Here is a 23,072-nt window from a genome sequence, read left to right on the forward strand (position 1 = left end):
GCAGGGGCACCCTATGCCCCTGCCCCAGCCGCCCAAATCACAGGTATTTGGTCGGAACGGCGGTGGTGAATTTCAACTCCTCCATCGAGATCGACGAGTTCACCGTCGAAAATTCCACCTCTTCGATCATCCGCTGGTAAACCACGTCATAGGTGGCAATGTCGGGCACCACGACCTTCATGATGTAATCCGTCGCCCCGGTCAGACGATAGGCCTCGACCACTTCCGGGATGTCTTCGATCAGCGCGCGAAACTGCGTGAACCATTCCATCGCGTGACGCGGCGCGGTCACGCCGATGAAAATCGTCATCGGCACATTCGCCAGTTTTTGATCGATCAAAGCGACCCGACCCCGGATCAACCCCGCCGCCTCCATGCGTTTGATGCGCCGCCAAATCGGTGTCGGGCTCAGCCCCACCCGGTCCGCCACCTCGGCAATCGGCAGGTCGCTGTCCACCTGCAAAATGTCGAGAATGCGTTGGTCAATCTCATCAAAACTTGTGTCGCTCATATCGCCTCGCCTCTTTTGCCTCTCAGTACAGACCCACGTTTCCGCAAACCATAGAAACCTATTCGCCAAAACGCCCATTCCGTAGAATTTACCTATCACACTACCGAAAGACCCAAAATGCAAAGCCCCGTTTCCTTCCCGCCCTCGCTTTGGGCCGACACCGCCCCCAAACGTCCGCCCAACGCGCCCCTGAGCAGCCCGATCGAGACCGACACCGTGATCATCGGCGGCGGTTTTTCCGGCTTGTCTGCCGCGCTGCATCTGGCCAAGGCCGGGCGCGATGTTGTGGTGCTCGAAGGTCAGGCCGTGGGCTGGGGCGCATCGGGGCGCAACAACGGCCAAGTGATCCCCACACTGACCGCCGCCGAACCCGATATGTGGGTGGCGCGCTTTGGCGAGACCGGGCGCAAATTTGCCGAATTGATCGGGGCTTCTGCGGGGATGTTGTTTGACAAAATCCGCGATGAGGGGATTGAGGCCGAAGCGGAGCAAACCGGGTGGTTTCAACCGGCGCACTCACCCGGACGCACCAAATTAAGCCAAAAGCGGGTGGAGGCCTGGACGCGGTTTGGGCTTGAGGTCGAATACCTTGACCGCGCCGCCACCACCGCATTGATGGGCACGGATCATTGGTACGGCGGGATGTTGGCGCCTTCGGGCGGACATATCAACCCGCTGGCTTTGGCGCGCGGACTGGCCGGGGCGGTAGAGCGCCACGGCGGTAAAATTTTTGAACAAACCCGCGTGGAGAGCTATGCACATACCGGGGCGGAGTGGGTCGTCAAAACCACCCACGGCACAGTCAAAAGCACGGTCAAAGCCCGCGCGCTGATCCTTGCCACCAATGCCTACACCGGCGAATTGTCCCCCGGGTTGGCGCAGCGTTTGGCACGGTCCATCATCCCGGTGCATTCGTGGCAAATGTCCACCGAACCGCTCTCGGACAATTTGCGCGCCACGCTTTTGCCGGGGCGTCAGGCGGTGTCTGACACGCGTGGCGATTTGCGGTTTTTCCGCTATGATGCGCGCAATCGGTTGATCACCGGCGGGGCGATCCTTGGCGGTGGCGACGTTGAGGCCCGGATCGCGCGCAAGGTCGCGGCCAATCTGGCCGACAGTTTCCCACAGCTCGCGCCGCCGAAAATGACGCATATCTGGTCCGGCTATCTGTCGATGAATTGGGACCGCTTTCCGCGGGTCCACAAACTGGGTCCGAATGGCTGGACCTGGATTGGCTGTAACGGGCGCGGCGTGGCGCTTGGCAATGCTTTGGGCCGCGAGATCGCGCGGGCCGTGGATGGCGAGGATGAGCGCGGGCTGGCCCTGCCGGTCACCGAGCCGCATCCACTGCCGTTTCATGCCATTGGTCGCCGGGTTGCACCGCTCTATCTGACATGGTTGCAACGCAAAGACCGTCAGGAGCCGAAACTATGAGCAAAGGTGACGCAATGAAAGACCTCCCCATCCTCGAACGCCGCCGCATTGAGGCGATGATCCTCAAACATGTGCTCGACGTAATTACCGAACGCGCGGGCCGCGAAGAGGCGGAAGCGGTGATTGGCGAGACCTGCTCGCGCTCCGCGATTGAACAGGGCAAAGCCCTGGCCGAAGATTTGGGCCATGCGCCGAACCTGTCGGATTTTGCCGATATTCTGCCGAACTGGACCAAAGAAGACGCGCTTGAGATGGATGTCCTGGTGACTGAGCCGGATCAAATGGCCTTTAACGTCACGCGCTGTCGCTATGCGGAGATGTATCAGGACATGGGGCTGGGCGACATCGGGCATCTGTTGTCCTGCAATCGCGATGGCGATTTTTGCGTCGGCTATAACCCGAAGATCGAATTGACCCGGACACAGACGATCATGAAAGGCGCGAGCCATTGTGATTTTCGATATAAAATGACGAAAGGATAAAACATGGCGATTGAAAATTGGGTGGCGCGCGAGATCGAGGATTTGATCGCATTTCGCCATGATTTGCACGAAAACCCCGAGCTTTTGTACGAGGTCCATCGCACCGCCGCGAAAGTGGCCGAGGCTCTGCGCGCGGCGGGTGTGGATGAGGTGGTCGAGGGGATGGGCCAGACCGGCGTGGTCGGTGTGATCCACGGCAAAACCAATATCTCCGGGCGGATGATTGGACTGCGCGCCGATATGGATGCGCTGCCAATTCTGGAAGAAACCGGGCTGGCTTATGCCTCGAAAGTGCCGGGGAAAATGCACGCCTGTGGGCATGACGGCCATTCGACCATGTTGCTGGGCGCGGCGAAACATCTGGCAGAAACGCGCGCCTTTGACGGCACGGTGATCGTGATCTTCCAACCCGCCGAAGAGGGCGGCGCGGGCGCGCAGGCGATGATCGAAGACGGGTTGTTTGAGCGTTGGCCCTGTGATGAGGTCTACGGCATGCACAATATGCCGGGGCTCGATGTGGGAAAATTCACCACCGCTCCGGGGCCGATTATGGCCGCCGTGGACATACTGACCATCACCATCACCGGCAAAGGCGGACACGCCGCCGAACCGCACACAAGCATTGACCCGTTTCCGGCCCTTGCCGGGATCATTCAGGCCATCCACGGCATGAGCGCGCGCTCTGTCGATCCGTTTGACGCCCATGTTGTGTCGCTCTGTGCGATTGAGGGCGGCCACGCCCATAACGTCATCCCGCAACAGATCACCGTCAAAGGCACGGTGCGCACGATGAATGAGGCGCTGCGGGATCATGTCGAACACCGGGTCGGTGAGATCGTGTCCAATATCGCCGCCGGACATGGCTGTGTCGGCACACTGGACTATAAACGCAGCTATCCGGTGCTGGTGAACCACGCGCAAGAGACCGAATTTGCCGCCGAAGCCGCGCGCGCGGTGGCCGGTGAGGAGAATGTGACGTTGGATATGACGCCCACTTTGGGGGGCGAAGATTTCGCCTTTATGCTGAACAAAGTGCCGGGTTGTATGATCAATATCGGCAATGGACCGTCGGCCAATCTGCATCACCCGGCCTATAATTTTAATGACGATGTGATTGGCTGGGGCAGTTCTTATTGGGTCACGCTCGTGCGGCAACGTCTGTCGGCCTAACCGCAACGTGCGGCGACTCTGACGGGTCGCCACCCTTAACTGCGCCCGGCGAGTTGCGACATTTGCGGCGACAGGAATGCATCCATAAAGTAGTCGTAAAATACCCGAACAGGCTCGCTCATGTCCTGCGTACGACGCCACGCCAAACCCACATCCATAGAGGGGATTTCGCGGTCGGTCGCGACCGTGCCGATCCGGCGCCCCTCCAAGGACCAAGGCCGATAGACCATATCCGAGAGGATGGTGATGCCCTGCCCGTTGGCGACCATGGAACGCACCGCCTCGGTCGAAGAGGTGCGCAGTTTGATGTTGGGCGTCAGCCCGGTTGGCCCCCAATATTTCATCGACGTATTGGCCGCCTCATCGACGGTCAACATGATGTAATCCTCTTTCGCAATATCTTCGAATGTCGCGCGGCCCTGTTGGTGCAGCGGGTGGTTTTGCGGCACCCAAAGGCGGCGGTGCGAGCGCAGCAAGGTTTCGGTCTCAAGTTCGGGATTGGCGGTGTTCGAGGTCAGCAAAACCGCCATGTCAAAGCGATTTGTCATCAACCCCTCTTCGATGCTCTCCCGGTTCAGCTCGCTGATGCGAATGTCGAGTTTTGGAAACCGGTGGGTCAGGCGGTCGAGATGAAAGGGTAGGAAATAGCCAATCACCGTATAAGTGGCGGCAATGTTGATGGTGCCTTCAATCTCGGATCGACCTTGGCCGATGTTGCGCGCGATATTGACCTTTTCCAACACGTCGCGCGCCGCCCCCACAAGTTCGCGCCCCGATGCGGTCGGCTCCATCCCATGCGCCGTGCGCACAAACAGGATGGTGTCCATTTCCTGCTCCAACTCGCGGATCGCCGTGGTGATCGAGGATTGCGAAATCGACAATTCACTGGCGGCGCGGCTGACCTGCCCCAATTCGGCGGTGGCAAGAAAATATTTCAATTGGCGCAGATTCATCAGGACCGTCCTCTTCGGATTTTCCGAACACCTTGGCGCGGTGTCTCGATGTCAGTGTAGAGGATGCCCAATGAATTCGGAAATTCAATTTTTGAACCAAGTATTATCTCCAAAATCGAATAATGACTGTTGCCGCCGTTTCAAAATTGCCTATTTTTGCCCAAATGCGCGCAAAATCTGATCTGAATTGAAATTTTGAATTTGGAAAATTAGATAATGCTATAGTTGAATTCTGAATTTTACAAACAGACTCAATTTGGAAAATGCTGGTTCCACAGAGAACAAGGACCAGTCATGCAGAAGATCATCGATTTAAATTGCGACATGGGTGAGGGCTTTGGCCATTGGGTCTTGGGCGAAGCGCCCGACGAAGATCTGATGGCATTGATCTCTTCGGCCAACATCGCCGCAGGGTTTCACGCCGGTGATCCGAACTCCATGGATCGGGTGATCAAATTGGCCCAGGTCTACGGCGTCGGGCTTGGCGCGCATCCCGGCTATCGCGACCTTCAGGGCTTTGGCCGTCGCTTCATCCAGACCACCCACGAAGAATTGGTCAACGACATCATCTATCAGGTCGGCGCGGTGCGCGAATTTGGCCGCCGCCACGGCATCCGGCTTCAGCACGTCAAACCGCATGGCGCGCTTTACATGGAGGCCGCGCGCAACGAAGAGCTGTCACGCCACATGATCGAAAGCCTTGGCGCGATCAGCGGCGATCTTTTGATCTATTGCATGGGTGTGTCCAAGACCTACGAGGTCGCCAAACGGCTGGGTCACCCAGTGGTGCGCGAATTCTATGCCGATCGCGACTATGGCACTGACGGTGCGATTGTTTTCACCCGCCGCGTTGGCCGACCCGATCCAGAGGCGATTGCACAAAAGTGCCTGCGCGCCTGTCTTGAGGGCAAAGTGACCACGGTTGAGGGCAAAGACATCGACATCGCGTTCGAGTCGATTTGTTTTCACTCCGACACGCCGGGCGCTCTGGACATCGGACGCGCCATCCGCGCCACTCTGACCGAAAACGGCATCCATATTGCACCGGCCTCCGCCGTGCTTGAAACCGCCTAAGCCAACAGAGCTAAACCAACAGGAAACGACCATGAGCAACATTCAATCCCCCCTCCCCGGCACATTTTATCACAAGCCCTCCCCCGAGGAGCCGGTGTTCAAATCCCCCGGCGATGCGGTGGCCATTGGCGACACCATCGGTCTGGTCGAAGTGATGAAAACCTTTATCGCTGTGACCTCCGAAGTTGAGGGCACCTTTGTCAAATACATGATCGACGACGCCGCCCCGGTGACCGCCGGTGCTGTGCTTGCGGAGCTTGCGTGATCTGATGGCTATTGAACGTCTTTTCATTGCCAACCGAGGCGAGATTGCCGTGCGGATCGTGCGCGCCGCGCAAGCGTTGGGCATCCACGCGATCCAGGCCCATTCCGAAGCTGACACCGATATGCTGGCGGTCAAGCTGGCCGACGAGGCCATCTGTATCGGCCCTGCGCCCTCGAAAGACAGCTATCTGAACATCGAGGCCGTGCTGAAAGCCGCCAAGGATACAGGTGCGGATGCGATCCATCCGGGCTACGGCTTTTTGTCCGAGAGCCCGCGCTTTGCCCGCGCTGTCGAAGCCGCCGGGTTGATTTTCGTCGGTCCCACCGCGGACACGATCGAGCGTATGGGCGACAAGGTCGCGGCACGTCAGGCGGCAATAGCTGCCGGTGTGCCGGTGGTGCCCGGCTCCGAGGGGCGGATTGACGTCGAGGACGCACTGAAAGTGGCCGCCGAGATCGGCTATCCGGTGATGATCAAAGCCGCAGCGGGCGGCGGCGGGCGCGGCATTCGCATCGCGTCGAACGAGGCAGAGCTCAGAACCCTCGCCCCGCAAGCCAAGGCCGAAGCCGAAGCTGCCTTTGGCGACGGTGGCCTCTATATCGAACGCGCCATCCTGTCGCCGCGCCACATCGAGGTGCAAATCTTGGGCGATGGCGACACTGCGGTGCATTGTTTTGAACGCGAATGTTCCCTGCAACGACGTCGGCAAAAGGTCTGGGAAGAAGCCGGAGCTGCCTGTTTGGACGAACCGACCCGCGAAGCCCTTTGCGCCTCTGCCGTGGCGTTGGCCAAGGCGGTGAATTATCGTGGCGCGGGCACGCTTGAGTACCTTTATGATGAGGCGACCAACGCGTTTTACTTCATCGAAATGAACACCCGCATTCAGGTCGAACATCCGGTCACCGAAATGCTCACCGGCGTCGATCTGGTGGCGGAAATGATCAATGTCTGCGGCGGGGCCAAACTGTCGATGACCCAAGATCAGATCACCCGCTCAGGCCACGCCATCGAGGTGCGCATCTGTGCCGAAGATCCGTTCATGCAATTCATGCCATGGCCCGGCGTGGTGTCGAAACTGGTCGAGCCCAAGGGCGAAGGCGTGCGGTTTGATCACTTCCTTTCCGAGGGCTACCAAATCCCGCCGTTCTATGACTCGCTGTTGGGCAAGGTGATTGTCCATGCCCCGACCCGCAATGAGGCGATTGATAAATTGGTCATCGCCCTCACCGAATTGGAGATCGGTGGCACGAAAACCACGGTGCCGCTGCACCTTGCGCTGGCCGCCGACCCTGAGGTGCGCAAAGGCGCGTTTCATACCCAATGGCTGGAACCGTGGCTGGCCGCCGGACATTTGACCGCAACCAAAGGAGACGCCGCATGAAAACGCGTTACAGCTATGGCGGGGACGAACATATCTATGTCGAGATCGACGATGAAATGTCTCTGGATGCCTTCTTTATCTGCCTGTCCTTGAGCAAACTGGTGCGCGCCGCGAATATCCCCGGCGTGACCGAGATTTGCCCGGCGAATGCCTCCTTCGAGGTGCGGTTTGACCCCGATGTCATCGCCCCTGACGCCATCATGGCCAAGATCAAGGAATTGGAACACGAGGCGGAGGCGCAAGAGAAACGCCTTGAGACCCGGATCATCGAAATTCCGGTGTTTTATGAAGACCCGTGGACCCATGAAACTCTGATGCGGTTCCGCGAACGCCACCAGGATCCGAGCGGGTCGGATTTGGAATATGCCGCCAAGATCAACGGCTATGACAGCGTCGCCGCCTTTATCGAGGCGCATCATTCCCAACCTTGGTTCGTCTCGATGGTGGGCTTTGTGTCGGGTCTGCCGTTTCTCTACCAACTGGTCGAGCGCGACAAACAGCTTGAGGTGCCAAAATACCTGCGGCCCCGGACCGATACGCCGAAACTGACCGTGGGCTATGGCGGGTGTTTTTCCTGCATCTATTCGGTGCGCGGCGCCGGTGGCTATCAGATGTTCGGGATCACACCGATGCCGATCTATGATCCTGAGCAAAAGATCAGCTACCTCAAAGATTTCATGGTGTTTTTCCGCCCCGGCGACATCGTCAAATGGAAACCGATTGATCGCACAGACTACGACCGGATCGTCAAAGAGGTTGAGGCGGGCACTTATGCGCCGCGCATTGCCGAGGTCAAATTTGATCTCGACGCGTTCAACGCCGACATGACCGGTTTCAACGCCAAGCTGATGGAGGCCCTCAATGACGCTTGAGATCATCAAACCGGGACTTGCAACCAGTGTTCAGGATCTTGGCCGCCCCGGCTACTTTCATCTTGGCATTCCCGAAGGCGGCGCGATGGATCGCTTGGCGCTGCGGGCCGCGAACCTTTTGGTCGGCAATGACGAAGGCGCGGCCGGATTAGAAGCCGTGTTCATGGGGCCGGAGATCAAATTCGGTGCCGAAATGAGCGTCGCCGTCACTGGCGCGGACATCCCGATGATGCTTGACGGAGAGCCGCGCGAGACGTGGACGTCGTTTACCGTCAAACCCGGTCAAACCCTATCCTTTGGCTTTCTCAAAGCTGGGGCGCGGATTTACATCGCCGTCTCCGGCGGTATCGCGACTGAGCCTGCGCTTGGGTCGCGCTCCACCTATCCCATCGGGGCCTTGGGTGGTTTCGAAGGGCGCGCCGTGGCCGCCGGGGATGTGATCCCGGTGGGCACTGGCGCGGTGGTGGCGGAGGGGCGCTCTGTTCCCCTGGCGCTTCGCCGCCGCCCCGGCACCCCCGCCGTATTGCGGGTGTTGACCGGGCTCTATTGGCACCGTCTGACCGAGAAAAGCCAAAAGGCGTTTTTCGATGATGCCTGGGTGGTCGCGCCCGAAGCGGACCGCATGGGCTATCGGTTCCGCGGCGGCACTCCGATGGAATTTGTCGATCGTCCACAGCCCTTTGGCGCAGGTTCTGATCCGTCAAACATCGTGGACGGGTGTTACTCCTATGGCTCGATTCAGGTGCCCGGCGGCTTGGAACCCATCGTGTTGCACCGCGATGCGGTGTCGGGGGGCGGCTATTTTACCCTGGGCGCGGTGATTTCGGCGGATATGGACCTGATCGGTCAATTGCAGCCCAACACTCCCGTCACCTTCAAACGTGTCGAGATGGACGAGGCGCTGGCAGCACGCGCCGCGCGCAAAACCATGCTCGCAGACATCCGTCAGGCCCTCGCTTAGGGGCCTGATGCCGACCGGGAGCACCCGCTCCCCTTTCATAATAAAAACGCGGCAATGACCGCATTTCAACTGATGGACCCAACAAGGAGTCAGATCCATGAAACATGCCCTTTTGACCGGCGTGGCCTTTGCCGCCATGCTCACCACCCCGGCGCTTGCCGATGCGTGGTATCCCTATGAGGCCGAAGAGGTGACCCCCGCCTTTTCCACCGACGGCACCTCCACCCCGGTGACCTATGAAGCGCTTGAGAAAGCCGATGAGGCCTACAACATCTGCGTGTCTTTCCCGCATATGAAAGACGCCTATTGGCTTGGCGTGGATTACGGCGTGGCCGAAGAAGCCAAACGTCTTGGCGTCAAAATGAACCTTGTCGAGGCGGGCGGGTATACCGAACTGTCGAAACAGGTCAGCCAGATCGAAGATTGCGTTGCCTCCGGCGCGGATGCGGTGATCATCGGGGCGATTTCCTATGACGGCCTCAACAGCGTGATTTCCGAAGTGGCCGCCAAAGGCATCCCGGTGATCGACGTGATCAACGGTGTGTCCTCGCCGGACATTTCCGCCAAATCCTTGGTGTCTTTCTACACGATGGGTTTTGAAACCGGCAAATATCTGGCGGACAAACATCCCGCTGGCACGGACCCGGTTCAGGTCGGTTGGTTCCCCGGACCTGCGGGTGCTGGTTGGGTCGAGGCCGCCAACACCGGCTTTATGACCGCCATCGAAGGTTCGGCTGTTGAAGTGTTGGAACCGCGCTATGGCGACACCGGCAAAGAGGCACAGCTCAAGCTGGTCGAAGACGTTTTGCAATCCAACCCCGACGTGAAATACCTCGCAGGCACGGCGGTCACCGCCGAAGCGGCACAGGGTCTTTTGCGCGAACGTGGCCTCACCGATGAGATCGGCCTTCTGGCGTTTTACATGACACCGGGCGTCTATACCGGCATCCAACGCGGCATGATCGCCGCTGCTCCGGCGGATTCGATGGTCATTCAGGGCCGGATCGCCGTGGACCAAGCTGTCCGCATCATCGAAGGCAAGGATTACATCAAACATGTGGGTCCGAAAATCTTTGTCGTCGATGGCGACAATATCGGCTCGGTGGCGCGCGATGCGATCTTGCCGCCGGATGGGTTCCGCCCGGTGTTCTCCGTCGAATAACGGCTGATCTTTGATCTCGGGCCGGGGCAGATGTGTCCCGGTCCACTGTCCCATTTGGAGGCCCACTATGCCCCGTCCCCTACTCTCCACCCACGGATTGACCAAGGACTACCCCGGCGTGCGCGCCCTCAATGCGGTGGATTTTGACCTGAATGCAGGCGAGGTTCATGTGTTGTTTGGCGAAAATGGTGCCGGGAAATCGACGCTGATTTCCATGCTCGCGGGCGCCACATCGCCCTCTGAAGGCGCGATTTACCTTGACGGTCATACGATGAATTTCGACACGGTGGCGCGCGCCAAATCCCATGGCGTCTATACTGTGTTTCAGGAATTCTCGCTGATCCCGACGCTGACCGTGGCCGAAAACATGTTTTTGGGCCAAGAGCCGCGCGCCGGATTTTTGATTGATCACGGCGAAATGCGCCGACGCGCACAAGAGATTTTCGACACGTTGGGCTTTGCCCTCTCCCCCTCGGCACAGGTCGCCTCCCTGTCGCGCGCCCAGCAACAGATGGTTGAAATTGCCAAGGCGTTTCACGGCGATCTCAAGGTCTTGATCTTGGATGAACCGACCGCCTCTCTGACCGACCGCGAGGTCGATCACCTGTTTGCCTTCATCCAACAGCAAAAGGCCAAGGGCGTTGGCATCGTCTACATTTCCCACCGGATGCAGGAATTCGCCCGCATTGCCGATCGGGTCACAGTTCTGCGCGATGGCGCGAAAATCGGCACGGTCGCCATGACGGATACAGATGAGGCGCATTTGGTCGAGATGATGACCGGACGCGCGATTGCGGAAATTTATCCGGTGATTGCGACCATGCCCGGCGAGGTCGTGCTTGAGGTCAACGGGCTGTCGACGCCCGGCGTGGCCCCCAGCAGCCTGAGCCTGCGGGCGGGTGAGGTTCTGGGCGTGGCGGGGCTGGTTGGCTGCGGCAAATCGCGGTTTTTCCGCGCCATGATGGGGCTGACCGCGCATCAAACGGGCACCGTCATCCTCAAAGGCCAGGACATCACCCATCTTTCGACCCGCGAGATCATCCGCCGTGGTCTGTATTACCTGTCGCCGGATCGCAAGGCCGAGGGGCTGGATCTGGCCAAGACCTCCAATGACAATCTCGGGCTGAATGTGGTGACCTCGGGCACCGCCTCCAAGCGCGGATGGATCACTTGGCGCGTGGTGCGTGAGCGGGTCGCAGAGATCGCGGATCGCGTCGAATTGCCCCATGATTACCGCACCAAATATGTCTCGCAGCTTTCGGGTGGCAACCAACAGAAGGTGTTATTTGGCAAGGCCTTTGGCCAAGATGCCGATGTTTACATCTTTGATGAGCCGACCGTGGGCGTCGATATGGGCACCCGCGCCGCCCTGTATCTCAAGATCAAATCCCTGGCGGAGGCGGGCAAGGCCGTGGTCGTGATCTCCTCCGATCTGCCCGAAGCGATCAACCTCTCTCACCGTCTCCTCGTCTTTGCCCATGGCCATGTCACCGCCGAATTGGCGCGGGCTGATGCCACCGAGGACACTGTTTTGAAACACTTCTTTGTTGAAAGTGAACCGACCCTATGACAACCGCACCCACATCTTCTGACACCTCCGGCGTTCTGCGCAAACTGTTTTTACGTGTCGGCGTCTTGCCGTTCTTTTTGGCCATCGCTTTGGTGGTTTTCTCGTTGATGTCCGCGAAATTCCTGACCGGGCAGAACCTCGTCAATGTGGCCCGGCAATCGGTTTATCTGGTTTTGGTCTCTTTGGGACAGATGTTGGTTTTGGTCTCTGGCGGGTTTGACTTGTCGGTTGGCACCGCGATTGCGCTGACTTCTGTGGTCTCCGCCGTGTCGATGACCTGGGCGGTGGGCGTGATGCCCGATGCGATCTGGCTGGCGATTGTGATCGGGATCGCTGCGGGGGGATTCACCGCCTTGCTGGTGGGGCTCGTCAATGGCGTGGGCGTGGCCTATTTCGAGGTTTCGCCCTTCATCATGACCTTGGGCGTGTCCTCCGTTGGCGCAGGTCTTGCGCTGTTTCTCACCGGCGGTGTGCCGGTGTCTGGCCTGCCCTTTGCCTTTGGCGACACCTTTGGCTTTGGCAAATGGTTCGGCGTGCCTGTTCCGGTGTTCATCGCCGCGATCTGTATCGTGGTGATGTGGCTGGTGATGTCGCGCACGCCTTTGGGCACACAGATTTACGCCGTTGGCGGCAATATCAAGGCCGCGCATCTCTCGGCCATCAACACCAAGCGCACCTTGATGGTGTCCTACATCCTCTGTTCGCTGATTGCGTCTCTCACCGGGCTGTTGTTGACCGCGCGGGTGGAAAGCGGCGAGGCCAATTTGGGCGGCTCCATGGCGCTTGAATCCATCGCCGCCTGTGTCATCGCGGGTGTGTCGCTCAGAGGTGGGATCGGCAAGGTGCAGACCGTGGTCCTGGGCGCGTTTTTCATCGTCATGGTACAAAACGGCATGAACCTCGCCCAGATCAGCTCCTACATGCAGATGGTGCTTTTGGGCGGGCTTTTGATCCTCGCGGTGATCTTTGACCAGATGCGTTACCGCATGATCATGCGCGGTCGCTAACCCCACTGTGTGCGCGGGCTGTTGCAGGCCCGCACGCCCTTGATCGACCGCTCTTACAAAGGTGACGGACATGATGGAGATACCACAGCAGAGCCTGATCTCAGTGACCCGCGTTTCGCAGGCGCTCGACATCCTGACACGTTTGGGAGAGACGGCAACCGTGATGGCCGGGGGCACATGGGTCATGCGCGAGGCGCGTGAGCGGACCTTTATATCGCTGGCAGAGATTCCAGACCTCACAGACATCACACTCGATGATCAGGTGCTGGTTGTGGGGGCGATGGCAACCCATCAGGACATATGCAACGCGGTGATCGGCGCGCCCGATCTGGCAGCGCTCGCCACGGCGGCGGGCAAATCCGCGACCCCCGCCATCCGCCGCATGGCCACTTTAGGTGGCAACCTATGCACGCGGGATTTTCACTCTGCGGACTTGGCCCCCGCCCTTCTGGCGTTGAATGCAAAGGTGACGCTTGAAACCTCCTCGGGCCGCGAGACCCTCTCGCTTGAGGATTACCTCAACACCCCTGTCGACAGGCCTCATATTCTGCACCACGTCACCGTGCCCCGCACTTCTAGGCGTTCGGCGCATGTGCGGTTGATGCAAAGGCAGGCCGGGGACTATCCGCTTGCGGTGGTCAGCCTCTCGGCGGCAATCCACCCTGATGGCACGCTGCATGACCTGCGGATTGCCGTGGGGTCGGTCGAAGAGCGTGCGCGGCGCTGGCACGCTTTGGAAGCGCTGTGCGACGATCAAAAGATGACGTCGGACAGCATCCGCGCCCACGCCGCCGCCCGCGCATCACAGGACTTTGTGGGCCGTGACGCCGTGGATGGCCAAGGTTGGTACCGCCTGCGGGTGTTGCCCGCTTTGGTGGCACAGGCCTTCTCTGACATATCGCTGACCGCGCAAGGAGCCTAAATATGGTGCTGACTTTGATGATCAATGGCGACCCGGTCCCCTATCACGGCGATCCGCGCCGATCCTTGCTTGAGGTCCTGCGCGACGATTTGCACCTCACCGGGGCCAAGGATGTCTGTGGCGAAGGCTTTTGCGGCGCCTGTATCGTTCAGATCGACGGCGTACCAAAAGTGTCCTGCCTGCTGCCCGTTGGCCGCCTTGCCGGGGCGGAGATCACAACGATCGAAGGGGTGTCCAACAGTGAAACCCTGACTGCGGTTCAAAAGGCGTTCTTGGAATACGATGTCGTGCAATGCGGCATGTGCTTTCCCGGCATGGTGCTGTCGATGACGCATTTCATGGCGGAAAATCCGTCGCCCACGCGCGCCGAACTCAAATCGGCCATGACCGGGAATATCTGCCGCTGCACCGGTTACGAACGCATTATAGATGCGCTCCTGTCGCTTGGATCAAATGGTCTTGGCCCCGTGGAAGAGGTGCGCCCGTGACACTGCCCTACCCTCCCAATACTGCTGTGATGAACCTGCCTCGGCGGGATGCAAAGGACAAGCTGCTGGGGCGCACCCGCTATACCGTGGACGAGGGCAGCCACGGCATGTTGCACGCCGCTGCACGCCGTTCAGAGACCGCGTCGGGAAGGATCGTCAAAATCGACGTCACCCCCGCGCTGTCCATGCCGGGGGTCAAAGCGATTGCAACACGTGAGGACGCGCCCGGTTTGCATGGGATCGGCATCGCCGACCATCCGCTGTTTGCAAAAGACGTGGTGCGCTATCATGGCGAACCTCTGGCCGTGGTGGCCGCGACCACCCTGGCCCAAGCGCGCGCCGCAGCCGCAGCCATTCTGGTCGAGATCGACCCGATAGCGCCAATTCTGACCATGGCGGAGGCGCTGGCCAAAGACGCGCCATTGATCCACCCCGATTGGGCCAGCTACGAGATTTTGCGCGAAGGCGCGGCACGCGGTGGCAATATCGCGTGGGAAGCCACGGTGGTGCGCGGCGACACCGATGCGGCCTTTGCTCGCGACGACGTCATCCTTGTGGAGGGCACCTATCGGGTCGGGCGTCAAAGCCATGTGCCGTTTGAACCGCGCGCCGTGGTGGCCGCCTATGAAGACGGGCGGTTTCACATTCACACCTCGACCCAAGTGCCATGGACCGTGCGCCATGTGACGGCCAAGATTTTAGGCGTACCCGAGGCAGCAGTCCATGTCACCGTGCCCGCCGTTGGCGGCGGGTTTGGGTTGAAATTCGATTGCTCTCTGGAACCCTTCGCCGCGATTTTGGCACGCAAAACCGGGCGCAAAGTGTCTTTGGTGAACTCCCGCCGCGAAGAACAGATGACCTGTTTGAGCCGCGAAAATGCCGACATCCTGATCCGGTCCGCGGTAACCCCAGAGGGCGACATTGTCGGGCGCGAAGCCACGGTGTTGATGGATTGCGGCGCTTATGGCGGCGAACAAGTGTTCCTCACCACGATGACGGCGCATACGCTGGGCGGCAATTACCGGTTGGGATCGGTGAAAATCGCCAGTCAAGCGGTCTACACCAACACACCGCCGAATGGGGCCTTTCGTGCCTGCAACGGCGTGTACAACACCTTTGCGCTTGAATGTCACACCGACGAAATCTGCAAGGCCATTGGCATGGACCCGGTCGCCTTTCGGCGGCGCAACGTGGTGGGAGATGGCGACATCGGCGCGACGGGACAGGTGTTTGAGGGTGACGTGCTTGGGCCGATGCTGGATTTGGCCATCGACGCCTATGGGCCGCATGAGCGCGCGAAAAAAGGCCCCGATGGACGGCTTTACGGGCGCGCCACGACGGTTGGCACCTGGTTCATTTTTGTCGGCCCGTCAAGTGCCACGGTCAATCTCAACGTCGATGGCAGCGCCACGTTGGTCACCTCTGGCGTCGAAATCGGATCGGGCACCATGGTGCAATCCTTGCCGCAAATCGTGGCGGCCAATCTGGGCATTCACCCGGATGCGGTCATCGTCAAAACCGCGGATACGGATGCTTCCGGGCGCGATCTGGGCGTCGGCGGCGGGCGCACGACCGTGTCGATTGGCGCGGCCAGCCAAGAGGCCTGCGCCGAGGTCCGATCCAAACTTTTGGCCGTCGCCAGCCAAATGCTGCAAACGCCGCAAGACGATTTGGTTCTCGCCCAAGGCCGGGTCGAAATCCGTGACCGACCCGGCTCTGGCACCACCATTCAAACCGTGATCGCACAGGCAGAGTTGGAGCACGGGCCGATTTCTGGCAGCGGGGCGTTTACCGCGCCGGGCATTCCAGCAATGCCGGGCTGTGCGGCGGGGCATTTCATCGATGCGATAGATATTCCGGTGTTTGCCGTGCATGATTGCGATGTGGCGGTCGACCCGGATACCGGCAAGGTCGAGGTCCTCGCCTACCGCGTCATCCAAGACGTCGGTCGGGCGCTGAATCCCCGCGCGATCCATGGTCAAATTCAGGGCGGGGTCACGCAGGGCATTGGCTACGCCTTGCATGAGGAAATCACGATCAATGCAGAGGGTGCGTTTGATCAGACCTGCTTTTCTTCCTACCGCATTCCGACCGCGCTTGACACCCTGCCAATCGACTATCACCTCTATGAGGGGGCACCGTCTTGTGGGCCTTTGGGCACGAAAGGCGCCGGAGAGGTGCCAATTTTGAACGTGGGTGCAACCATTGCCTGTGCTGTGGCCAATGCCATCGGAACCCCGGTGAACGCCCTGCCTCTGACCGCGCCTCGGGTGTTGGGGCTGATCGACGGTCTCAGTTCAGGTGTCGACCTGGCGCATCTGTCGCGCCATTGGCACGAGAATACGATTGCCTTTTCAAAGTGATCTGAGAGCGCGCGTAACATGGAAGCACCGGTGCCCCGCCCACAGCACGCCCCCCTCGCGTCGGCACCGGGTTCGGTCGCGGACAGGACGCCGTTTTGTCCGCAAAAAACGGATCGCCCTCAGCATGTGTTGGAGTTTCTTTGCCAGGCGATGGAGTCGGGTCCGGCGGCGGCCTTGGTGCTTTTGGTCGGGATCGATGGTAGTGCCTCACGCAGTTTAGGCACCATTATGGCGGTGCGTGAAGACGGTGCCTATTGTGGCTACGTCTCGGGCGGATGTGTCGAAGCCGCGGTTGCGACGGAGGCCCTGTCCGCCCTTCAGACCGGTCAGGATCGCCTGATACGTTTCGGCAAGGGGTCGCCCTTTTTCGACATCACCCTCCCCTGTGGTGGTGGGCTTGAGCTTTTGGTGCATGTGTTGCGCGACGGCGCACCGATCCGGGATGTCTTGGCGCGGCTAGAGCGCCGTCAGACCGCGACACTGGTCTATGACAAAGACAGCGCGCAGGTGATGGCCGAACCGAGCACCGCCCAAACCGGGTGGCAAGACGTACGGTTTGTGACCCATTTTACCCCGCCCGTGCGGATCGTCGTCATGGGCGAGAGCCTTGAGGCGGAGGCGCTGATCCGGGTGGCGCAGGCTGCGGATGTGGGCATCACAAGAGTGAATCGGCCGCACGGATTGGGCGAGATCGACGCCCACACCGCCATCGCGTTTCTGCATCATAATACTGAGGATGAGGAGCCGCTGCTGACGCAGGCACTGCTAAGCGAGGCGTTTTATGTCGGTTGTCTTGGCGGCAGACAGACACAACACCGGCGGCGACAAGGCCTCGCCGCTGCGGGACTAAAGCGAAGCGCGATGGACCGGCTGCATGGTCCAATCGGTCTCTTTGGACCCGCGCGCGATGCGTCTTCGCTCGCGGTGTCGGTTCTGGCCGAGATTTTAAGCAAACGGGTTTAGGAACGAAATCAGACAAAGTTGGCTCAAGGAGACGCGCGAGGGATGAAACATGCCCCGCGCCCCTCGATAGATGCATGTCAGCGGGTCAGCAGGGCTTCTGCTTTTTGCACAATCAGATAGATGCCAACCGAGATCAGACTGAGGATCACAATCGCGGCCATCACCATATCCATGCGGAAAATCTGGCTGCCGTAGACGATCAAATACCCGAGACCAGCTTTGGACGCCTGAAATTCCCCCACAATCACCCCCACAAGGCTCAGACCGACATTGGCTTTCAACGTCGCCATGAAGGTGTGAACATTGCCCGGCAAAATCACCTTGGTCAGGATTTGCACCTGTCCTGCCCCAAGGGTTTTCGCCAGTTTGATCTTGTTGGGATCGCTTTGGTTGAACCCAGTGTAGAGCATCAGAATCGTGATGAACAACGCCACGGCAATGGCGACGGCATAGATCGACCCGGTCGGGCCCAACCAGATGTAAAAGATCGGCACCAAGGCGATTTTTGGCAGGGCGTTGAGCACCACCAAGAAGGGATCAAGCACCCGTTCCAACATCGGCGACAACCATAAACAAATGGCGATCACTGTGCCGAGGATCATGGCGATGGCAAAGCTGATCATCACCTCCATCAGCGTGACGCCAATATGAAGCCCCAGTTTGCCCTGTGCAATCAGGTCCCAAAACCCGTCCCAAACGGCACTTGGGTAACTGGTGAGCATCGGATTCACCATGCCGTTGCGCGGCGCATATTCCCAGAGAGCCAAAAAGCCCAACAGCAAAAGCAGGCGCCCGACGATCACTTTTCGGCGGGCGCGGCCCTGACGTGCTGCCCAGTTTTGATAGGCGACGCTTGGCGTCGCGTTCGGGGTCGTGTCAGCCATCGGATTCCATCTCCGTCCAGATTGTGTGGAAATAGTCTTTGAACTCCTCCGCATCGCGCACCGCCATGCAGCCGGGACGCACCTCGCCCAAACTTGGGAAGGTGATCTCATGAATGTTTTTGAGCCGTCCGGGGCGCGGGCTCAAAACAATCACCCGGTCGGCCATGGCGATGGCTTCAGGGATGTCATGGGTGACAAGGATCGCGGTCTTGCCCTCGCGCCGGATGATCTCGCCGATTTCTTCGGAAATCGACATGCGGGTCTGAAAATCCAGCGCCGAAAACGGTTCATCAAGCAAAAGGATATCCGGCTCCATACACATGGTTCGCCCCAACGCCGCGCGTTGACGCATCCCGCCCGACAATTGCGTTGGACGGTGATGCAGGAACTGCCCAAGACCGTAATTCGTCAAAATCCGCTCGGCCCGCGCTCGTGCGGCGGGCATGTCCATGCCGCGAATTTCCGGCCCAAGCAGCGCGTTCTCAAGGATGGTGCGCCATTCAAACAAGCTGTCATGTTGCAACATAAACCCCACTTGCGGCGAAGGGCCTTTGACGGGTTTCCCGTCGATCAGCACCTGTCCCGAAGTCGTTTGCATCAATCCGCACAGCAGAGACAGCAACGTCGATTTGCCACAGCCGGATTGCCCGACGATGGAAATGAATTCCCCTTTGTTGACGGTGAAATTCATGTCACTCACGGCGTGGGTTTCGCCCTTGGTCGAAAAGTAATGCAGTTCGACGTTGCGAAATTCAATTTTGGGCGGCACCGCGAGGGGCCGCCCTGTGGTATCGCCCGTCATTATTGCGCACTCTGCGCAAAGAAACTGGGATCGACGACGTTTTCAAAAGCCACTTTTGTCTCAACGGCCAAAAGGCCGTTGTACATCAACATGTCTTGAAGGGCATCAATGGCCTCAGGCGCAACCGCAGGCGTGGTTTTCCAAACGCCTGCCGCACGGTGCCGCAGCACGCTTTGGGCCAACTCATCCAGACCGACGCCGGGGAAATAGGGCTGCAAAACCTGTGCAACATCGGCCTCCGGGGCCTCGGCAATCCAGGCCTCAGCCTTGGCGATTGCTTTGACAAAGCCCGCAACCACCTCTGGATGCTCGGCGATATAGGCTTCGCGGGCAATAAAGACCGTATAGTCGATGTCACCGACCGCTTGTCCGACATTGGTTTGGGCATACAGACCGTTGGCCTCAAGCGTGGTCACATCCGGTTCAAAGAAGGTGCCATAATCGGCAACGCCCGACATGAAGGCCCCCATCCGGGCGGGAATGGCAACGTTGGTGATGATTTCAACATCTTCGTCCGGGTTCAAACCGGCCTTTTCAAGCGCCGCGCGCAGGAACATCGCCGGGGACGAGCCTTCGCGCCAGCCCAGGATTTTTTTGCCCTTCAAAGAGGACCAATCAAAGTCGCCTGTCGCGGGGTCGTGCCCGATCAGAAAGGAGCCATCCGTTGCCGTCAGCCCGGCAATGATGCGAATTTTCTCAGGCGACTTTCCAGTCTCGACATAAAGCGTGGTCTCTGGCCCGGCGAGCGCAATGTCCACAGAGTTCGAGAGCAAGGCGGCCGTCACCTTGTCGCTGCCCTGACCGGCGATGAGATCAAAGGCGATGCCCTCTTCCTCAAAATAACCATTGCCGATCGCGACATAGAGCGGCGAATAAAACAGCGAGTGAATGACCTCCATGAAGGAGATTTTGGTCACATCTTCGGCGGCAGCGGTGTGGGCAATGTCGTCAGCGTTGCCGCCGTGATGCCAGCGATAAAGGAAAGAGTGCGTGCGATTTTCATAATACCTCCTGTTGACGAGAGTGTTGTATTTTTTGCCGAAAGTGTTGTGATCTGGACCTATCGACTTGAATTGCAGTATACAATATACTGAACTGAGGTCACTAAAATACCCCAGCAAGAGCAAATAATTTGCGCACAAACCGACCATGGAGATCACAAAATGAGCAAAGTGCACCCGTTTGAGATGCCGGACTGGGCCGTTGAGCGCATCAACGCCCGCCAAGGTCGCCTGCATGTACACGATTCCCTCCCTGCGGATCGGACCGCTCTGGTCGTGGTCGACATGCAAAACTATTTTCTTGATCCGCAAAGCGGTGCCAGTGTGCCCAATGCACGGGCCATCGTCGGCAACATCAACCGGCTGGCCAAGGCGTTACGCCAAGCGGGCGGAACCGTGGTCTGGATCAGAACGCTCTACACCGAACAGGCGCTGGCCGAGATCCCGCATTTTCATCAAACCTTGCTGACGCCCGCGCGGTTCGAAACCCGTTGTGCCGCGTTGGAGCGCGAGGCCGAAGGTTCGCAAATTTGGCCTGCTCTTGATGTACGCGACGAGGATATGATCGTTGAAAAGACCCGCTATAGTGGGGTGATCCAAGGTGCAGGCGATTTGGAACATAGGCTGCGCGCGGCGGGTATTGAGGCGATTTTGGTGGGAGGAACCATGACCAATGCCTGTTGTGACTCCACCGCGCGGGACGCGATGATGCTCAACTTTCGGACAACTATGGTGCATGATGCCTGTGCCTCCCTGCGCGATGACGAACACGCCTTTGCCTTGATCAATTTCGCGCTGTTCTTTGGTGATGTGACGGATACGACTACATTGATTGAACGCTATAGCTGAACGAAAGAGAGGGGCATTTTGACCACGACACCTTACACAGGCAGCCCAACATGAAACTGGCGCTGTTTCAATCCGCGCCAGCCGACCACTCCTTTGAGCGGACAGAGGCGCTTTTGCGAGAAGCCGCTGCCCAAGGTGCCGACGTGCTTGTGCTGCCCGAATTGTTTTTTCCCGGATACAATCGGCCCGATTTACATCACGCCGAGGCTCAGCCGATCGCGGGCGCTTGGATGGATGATCTGCGCGCGCGGGTGGCGGGCACGGGATGTGCGTTGGTGTTTGGTTGGGCCGAACGGTCAGGGTCAACAGTCTATAACGCGGCAAGCTGCATAGGTGCAGATGGCGCGATTTTGTCCCATTACCGCAAAGTTCAGCTTTTCGGTGACATGGAGCGTGCGAGTTTTACAGCGGGCGATCACCTATCCCCGACCTTCCAACTTGCCGGGCGCAGATGCGGGATATTGATCTGTTATGACATCGAGTTCCCCGGCCATGCTGCAACACTGGCGCGCGCCGGAGCGGAGGTCCTTTTTGTCCCAACCGCCAATCCCGCCGGCTATGAACACGTCCAAGACGTGCTGGTCCCGGCCCGCGCCCATGAAAGCCGCGGCTTTGTTGCCTATGCCAACTCGTGCGGCGCCGAAAACGGCATACAATTTGGCGGCGGATCGGTGATTGCCGGGCCCGATGGGCGCGCGCTGGCGCAGGCAGGTCGTGACGAGACGCTTTTGATCGTTGATCTTCCGAAACTCACAGACTATCCGCCAGAAGCCCTGTCGATGCAGGGGGCTGAGTTTCGCCCTGCCCCGATAAAATCCTGCCCCGATAAAATAAGGCGCTTTCTCGGGCAAGGGGACCCCGAAAAAGCGCCTTAGAGAGACCGTCAAGGGATACGGTCTATTCCGCCGCCGCCGGATGAACATGGCGTTTGTTGTAGCGCAGCGAAGAGACAAGCGAGAGCAGGATAAAGCCCGCACCGATCAGCCCGGTGATCACCTCTGGGATATGCACGAGGCTTTGCACGAACATCACGCAAGACAACACAAACACCGAATAGAACGCCCCGTGTTCGAGATAGCGAAACTCGGTCAGCGTTTCCTTTTCCACCAACATGATCGTCATCGAGCGCACATACATCGCGCCGATGCCCAGACCGATAGCGATGAGAAACAGGTTCTGCGTCAGGGCAAAGGCCCCGATCACCCCGTCGAAACTAAAGGAGGCATCCAGCACTTCGAGATACATGAACGCGCCGAACCCGCCCGCCGCCATCATCGGGCCACGATCAAGAACATGCCCGAGCGTTTCGACCGCGATAAAGGCCACCAGTCCCGCAATCGCAGCGACCAGAAATGAGCCGCGTTCCGCCTGATCAAGAAACCCTGAGATCAGCAAGACGATGAGCAACACCAAACCAATCGCCACTCCGCGCACGGAAGCCCATGTCCGCAAAAGATTTTCGAGCGGGCGCAGCCAATCGACCTCCTTGTCGGGGTCGATAAAATAGTTCAACGCCACCATCATCAAAAACGTCCCACCAAAGGCCGAGATCGACAGATGCGCGGCCCCAATCAGGCGCGCATATTCGGAGGGCTCGCTGGCCGCGAGGCGAATGGCCTCAATCGGACCAATTTTGGCGGCGATAGAAACAACAGCCAGCGGAAAGATGATCCGCATGCCAAAGACGGCAATCAGAATGCCCCAAGTCAGAAAGCGCCGCCGCCAGACGTCGCTCATATCTTTGAGTTTATTGGCATTCACGATGGCATTGTCGAAGCTCAACGAGATTTCCAGAACTGAGAGAATAACCCCAATTGTAGCAAAGGCGATCATGCCGGAGACCCGCCCGGTATAGGCCCAGCCGAGCCAGATACAGAGCCCAATCCCGATCACGGTGACGGCAAAGCTCCAGCGAAAATATTTGAATATGGACGAGGACATGGTGCCTCGATCCCCCT

23 protein-coding genes are annotated in these 23,072 nt (G+C 59.1%); 17 read left to right on the forward strand and 6 right to left on the reverse strand.

Annotation, left to right across the window (positions count from 1 at the left end; genetic code table 11):
- Nucleotides 1-37: 37 nt before the first annotated feature.
- Nucleotides 38-511, reverse strand: coding sequence for an Lrp/AsnC family transcriptional regulator (locus C8029_RS06050; RefSeq protein ID WP_009572145.1), 474 nt, complete (start codon nucleotides 509-511; stop codon nucleotides 38-40).
- Nucleotides 512-628: 117 nt separating this feature from the next.
- Between C8029_RS06050 and C8029_RS06055 the strand changes: the two genes are divergently transcribed.
- The 3 genes from C8029_RS06055 to C8029_RS06065 are packed head-to-tail and all read left to right on the forward strand — an operon-like array spanning nucleotide 629 to nucleotide 3,597.
- Entirely contained in the window at nucleotides 629-1,945 is a 1,317-nt protein-coding gene (locus C8029_RS06055; RefSeq protein WP_009572144.1) for an NAD(P)/FAD-dependent oxidoreductase, read from the forward strand.
- The gene (locus C8029_RS06060) at nucleotides 1,942-2,427 is read left to right on the forward strand and encodes an L-2-amino-thiazoline-4-carboxylic acid hydrolase (RefSeq protein WP_009572143.1); all 486 of its coding nucleotides are present in this window, start codon (nucleotides 1,942-1,944) and stop codon (nucleotides 2,425-2,427) included. The genes C8029_RS06055 and C8029_RS06060 overlap by 4 nt, the downstream gene beginning before the upstream one ends.
- Nucleotides 2,428-2,430: 3 nt before the next feature.
- The gene (locus C8029_RS06065; protein WP_009572142.1) at nucleotides 2,431-3,597 is read left to right on the forward strand and encodes a M20 aminoacylase family protein; all 1,167 of its coding nucleotides are present in this window, start codon (nucleotides 2,431-2,433) and stop codon (nucleotides 3,595-3,597) included.
- A gap of 35 nt (nucleotides 3,598-3,632) precedes the next feature.
- Here the strand turns inward: C8029_RS06065 and C8029_RS06070 are convergent, their stop codons facing one another.
- Entirely contained in the window at nucleotides 3,633-4,550 is a 918-nt protein-coding gene (locus C8029_RS06070; protein WP_009572141.1) for a LysR family transcriptional regulator, read from the reverse strand.
- Nucleotides 4,551-4,844: 294 nt separating this feature from the next.
- On the opposite strand from C8029_RS06070, the gene C8029_RS06075 reads away from it, so the two are divergent.
- The 12 genes from C8029_RS06075 to C8029_RS06130 all read left to right on the forward strand — a co-directional run bounded on the left by C8029_RS06075 (nucleotide 4,845) and on the right by C8029_RS06130 (nucleotide 17,578).
- On the forward strand, nucleotides 4,845-5,624 hold the full coding sequence (locus C8029_RS06075) for a 5-oxoprolinase subunit PxpA (protein ID WP_009572140.1): 780 nt from the start codon (nucleotides 4,845-4,847) through the stop codon (nucleotides 5,622-5,624).
- A 31-nt stretch (nucleotides 5,625-5,655) separates the two neighbouring features.
- The gene (locus tag C8029_RS06080; protein WP_009572139.1) at nucleotides 5,656-5,889 is read left to right on the forward strand and encodes an acetyl-CoA carboxylase; all 234 of its coding nucleotides are present in this window, start codon (nucleotides 5,656-5,658) and stop codon (nucleotides 5,887-5,889) included.
- 4 nt (nucleotides 5,890-5,893) lie between these two features.
- Nucleotides 5,894-7,270: an acetyl-CoA carboxylase biotin carboxylase subunit gene (locus C8029_RS06085; protein WP_152002474.1), complete on the forward strand. Its 1,377-nt coding sequence runs from the start codon at nucleotides 5,894-5,896 to the stop codon at nucleotides 7,268-7,270.
- The gene (locus C8029_RS06090; RefSeq protein ID WP_152002475.1) at nucleotides 7,267-8,142 is read left to right on the forward strand and encodes a 5-oxoprolinase subunit B family protein; all 876 of its coding nucleotides are present in this window, start codon (nucleotides 7,267-7,269) and stop codon (nucleotides 8,140-8,142) included. The genes C8029_RS06085 and C8029_RS06090 overlap by 4 nt, the downstream gene beginning before the upstream one ends.
- Nucleotides 8,132-9,103: a 5-oxoprolinase subunit C family protein gene (locus C8029_RS06095; protein ID WP_152002476.1), complete on the forward strand. Its 972-nt coding sequence runs from the start codon at nucleotides 8,132-8,134 to the stop codon at nucleotides 9,101-9,103. Before C8029_RS06090 ends, C8029_RS06095 begins: the two co-directional genes overlap by 11 nt.
- Nucleotides 9,104-9,200: 97 nt before the next feature.
- Entirely contained in the window at nucleotides 9,201-10,265 is a 1,065-nt protein-coding gene (torT, locus tag C8029_RS06100; RefSeq protein ID WP_152002477.1) for a TMAO reductase system periplasmic protein TorT, read from the forward strand.
- Between the two features lie 67 nt (nucleotides 10,266-10,332).
- Nucleotides 10,333-11,835 (forward strand): sugar ABC transporter ATP-binding protein, encoded by a 1,503-nt coding sequence (locus C8029_RS06105; RefSeq protein ID WP_040402269.1) that lies wholly within the window; start codon nucleotides 10,333-10,335, stop codon nucleotides 11,833-11,835.
- Nucleotides 11,832-12,842: an ABC transporter permease gene (locus tag C8029_RS06110; RefSeq protein ID WP_152002478.1), complete on the forward strand. Its 1,011-nt coding sequence runs from the start codon at nucleotides 11,832-11,834 to the stop codon at nucleotides 12,840-12,842. Before C8029_RS06105 ends, C8029_RS06110 begins: the two co-directional genes overlap by 4 nt.
- Nucleotides 12,843-12,912: 70 nt before the next feature.
- Complete coding sequence (locus tag C8029_RS06115) at nucleotides 12,913-13,764, forward strand: FAD binding domain-containing protein (RefSeq protein WP_152002479.1); 852 nt, start codon at nucleotides 12,913-12,915, stop codon at nucleotides 13,762-13,764.
- Nucleotides 13,765-13,766: 2 nt separating this feature from the next.
- On the forward strand, nucleotides 13,767-14,252 hold the full coding sequence (locus tag C8029_RS06120; protein WP_009572131.1) for a (2Fe-2S)-binding protein: 486 nt from the start codon (nucleotides 13,767-13,769) through the stop codon (nucleotides 14,250-14,252).
- On the forward strand, nucleotides 14,249-16,615 hold the full coding sequence (locus C8029_RS06125; RefSeq protein WP_152002480.1) for a xanthine dehydrogenase family protein molybdopterin-binding subunit: 2,367 nt from the start codon (nucleotides 14,249-14,251) through the stop codon (nucleotides 16,613-16,615). The genes C8029_RS06120 and C8029_RS06125 overlap by 4 nt, the downstream gene beginning before the upstream one ends.
- A gap of 126 nt (nucleotides 16,616-16,741) precedes the next feature.
- Nucleotides 16,742-17,578: an XdhC family protein gene (locus C8029_RS06130; RefSeq protein WP_193217601.1), complete on the forward strand. Its 837-nt coding sequence runs from the start codon at nucleotides 16,742-16,744 to the stop codon at nucleotides 17,576-17,578.
- A gap of 77 nt (nucleotides 17,579-17,655) precedes the next feature.
- On the opposite strand, the gene C8029_RS06135 is transcribed toward C8029_RS06130, so the two are convergent.
- The 3 genes from C8029_RS06135 to C8029_RS06145 are packed head-to-tail and all read right to left on the reverse strand — an operon-like array spanning nucleotide 17,656 to nucleotide 20,181.
- Entirely contained in the window at nucleotides 17,656-18,462 is an 807-nt protein-coding gene (locus tag C8029_RS06135; RefSeq protein ID WP_152002482.1) for an ABC transporter permease, read from the reverse strand.
- The gene (locus C8029_RS06140; RefSeq protein WP_009572127.1) at nucleotides 18,455-19,264 is read right to left on the reverse strand and encodes an ABC transporter ATP-binding protein; all 810 of its coding nucleotides are present in this window, start codon (nucleotides 19,262-19,264) and stop codon (nucleotides 18,455-18,457) included. The genes C8029_RS06135 and C8029_RS06140 overlap by 8 nt, the downstream gene beginning before the upstream one ends.
- Nucleotides 19,264-20,181 carry an ABC transporter substrate-binding protein gene (locus C8029_RS06145; protein ID WP_226946250.1) on the reverse strand — a complete coding sequence of 306 codons (918 nt, stop codon included), beginning with the start codon at nucleotides 20,179-20,181 and terminating at the stop codon, nucleotides 19,264-19,266. The genes C8029_RS06140 and C8029_RS06145 overlap by 1 nt, the downstream gene beginning before the upstream one ends.
- A gap of 246 nt (nucleotides 20,182-20,427) precedes the next feature.
- Between C8029_RS06145 and C8029_RS06150 the strand changes: the two genes are divergently transcribed.
- Nucleotides 20,428-21,114 carry a cysteine hydrolase family protein gene (locus tag C8029_RS06150; protein ID WP_009572125.1) on the forward strand — a complete coding sequence of 229 codons (687 nt, stop codon included), beginning with the start codon at nucleotides 20,428-20,430 and terminating at the stop codon, nucleotides 21,112-21,114.
- 50 nt (nucleotides 21,115-21,164) lie between these two features.
- Nucleotides 21,165-21,989 (forward strand): carbon-nitrogen hydrolase family protein, encoded by an 825-nt coding sequence (locus C8029_RS06155; protein WP_009572124.1) that lies wholly within the window; start codon nucleotides 21,165-21,167, stop codon nucleotides 21,987-21,989.
- Nucleotides 21,990-22,011: 22 nt separating this feature from the next.
- Here the strand turns inward: C8029_RS06155 and C8029_RS06160 are convergent, their stop codons facing one another.
- Nucleotides 22,012-23,055 (reverse strand): DUF475 domain-containing protein, encoded by a 1,044-nt coding sequence (locus C8029_RS06160; protein WP_009572123.1) that lies wholly within the window; start codon nucleotides 23,053-23,055, stop codon nucleotides 22,012-22,014.
- Nucleotides 23,056-23,072: the final 17 nt, after the last annotated feature.

Origin of the sequence: Roseobacter sp. TSBP12, from assembly GCF_009129705.1 — a bacterium.
GTDB classification, from domain to species: domain Bacteria; phylum Pseudomonadota; class Alphaproteobacteria; order Rhodobacterales; family Rhodobacteraceae; genus Celeribacter; species Celeribacter baekdonensis_A.

Coding starts and splice junctions, on each gene's coding strand:
- C8029_RS06050 (WP_009572145.1), bottom strand. CDS start 511: ATGAGCGACACAAGTTTTGATGAGATTGACCAACGCATTCTCGACATT.
- C8029_RS06055 (WP_009572144.1), top strand. CDS start 629: ATGCAAAGCCCCGTTTCCTTCCCGCCCTCGCTTTGGGCCGACACCGCC.
- C8029_RS06060 (WP_009572143.1), top strand. CDS start 1,942: ATGAGCAAAGGTGACGCAATGAAAGACCTCCCCATCCTCGAACGCCGC.
- C8029_RS06065 (WP_009572142.1), top strand. CDS start 2,431: ATGGCGATTGAAAATTGGGTGGCGCGCGAGATCGAGGATTTGATCGCA.
- C8029_RS06070 (WP_009572141.1), bottom strand. CDS start 4,550: ATGAATCTGCGCCAATTGAAATATTTTCTTGCCACCGCCGAATTGGGG.
- C8029_RS06075 (WP_009572140.1), top strand. CDS start 4,845: ATGCAGAAGATCATCGATTTAAATTGCGACATGGGTGAGGGCTTTGGC.
- C8029_RS06080 (WP_009572139.1), top strand. CDS start 5,656: ATGAGCAACATTCAATCCCCCCTCCCCGGCACATTTTATCACAAGCCC.
- C8029_RS06085 (WP_152002474.1), top strand. CDS start 5,894: ATGGCTATTGAACGTCTTTTCATTGCCAACCGAGGCGAGATTGCCGTG.
- C8029_RS06090 (WP_152002475.1), top strand. CDS start 7,267: ATGAAAACGCGTTACAGCTATGGCGGGGACGAACATATCTATGTCGAG.
- C8029_RS06095 (WP_152002476.1), top strand. CDS start 8,132: ATGACGCTTGAGATCATCAAACCGGGACTTGCAACCAGTGTTCAGGAT.
- torT (WP_152002477.1), top strand. CDS start 9,201: ATGAAACATGCCCTTTTGACCGGCGTGGCCTTTGCCGCCATGCTCACC.
- C8029_RS06105 (WP_040402269.1), top strand. CDS start 10,333: ATGCCCCGTCCCCTACTCTCCACCCACGGATTGACCAAGGACTACCCC.
- C8029_RS06110 (WP_152002478.1), top strand. CDS start 11,832: ATGACAACCGCACCCACATCTTCTGACACCTCCGGCGTTCTGCGCAAA.
- C8029_RS06115 (WP_152002479.1), top strand. CDS start 12,913: ATGATGGAGATACCACAGCAGAGCCTGATCTCAGTGACCCGCGTTTCG.
- C8029_RS06120 (WP_009572131.1), top strand. CDS start 13,767: ATGGTGCTGACTTTGATGATCAATGGCGACCCGGTCCCCTATCACGGC.
- C8029_RS06135 (WP_152002482.1), bottom strand. CDS start 18,462: ATGGCTGACACGACCCCGAACGCGACGCCAAGCGTCGCCTATCAAAAC.
- C8029_RS06140 (WP_009572127.1), bottom strand. CDS start 19,264: ATGACGGGCGATACCACAGGGCGGCCCCTCGCGGTGCCGCCCAAAATT.
- C8029_RS06150 (WP_009572125.1), top strand. CDS start 20,428: ATGAGCAAAGTGCACCCGTTTGAGATGCCGGACTGGGCCGTTGAGCGC.
- C8029_RS06155 (WP_009572124.1), top strand. CDS start 21,165: ATGAAACTGGCGCTGTTTCAATCCGCGCCAGCCGACCACTCCTTTGAG.
- C8029_RS06160 (WP_009572123.1), bottom strand. CDS start 23,055: ATGTCCTCGTCCATATTCAAATATTTTCGCTGGAGCTTTGCCGTCACC.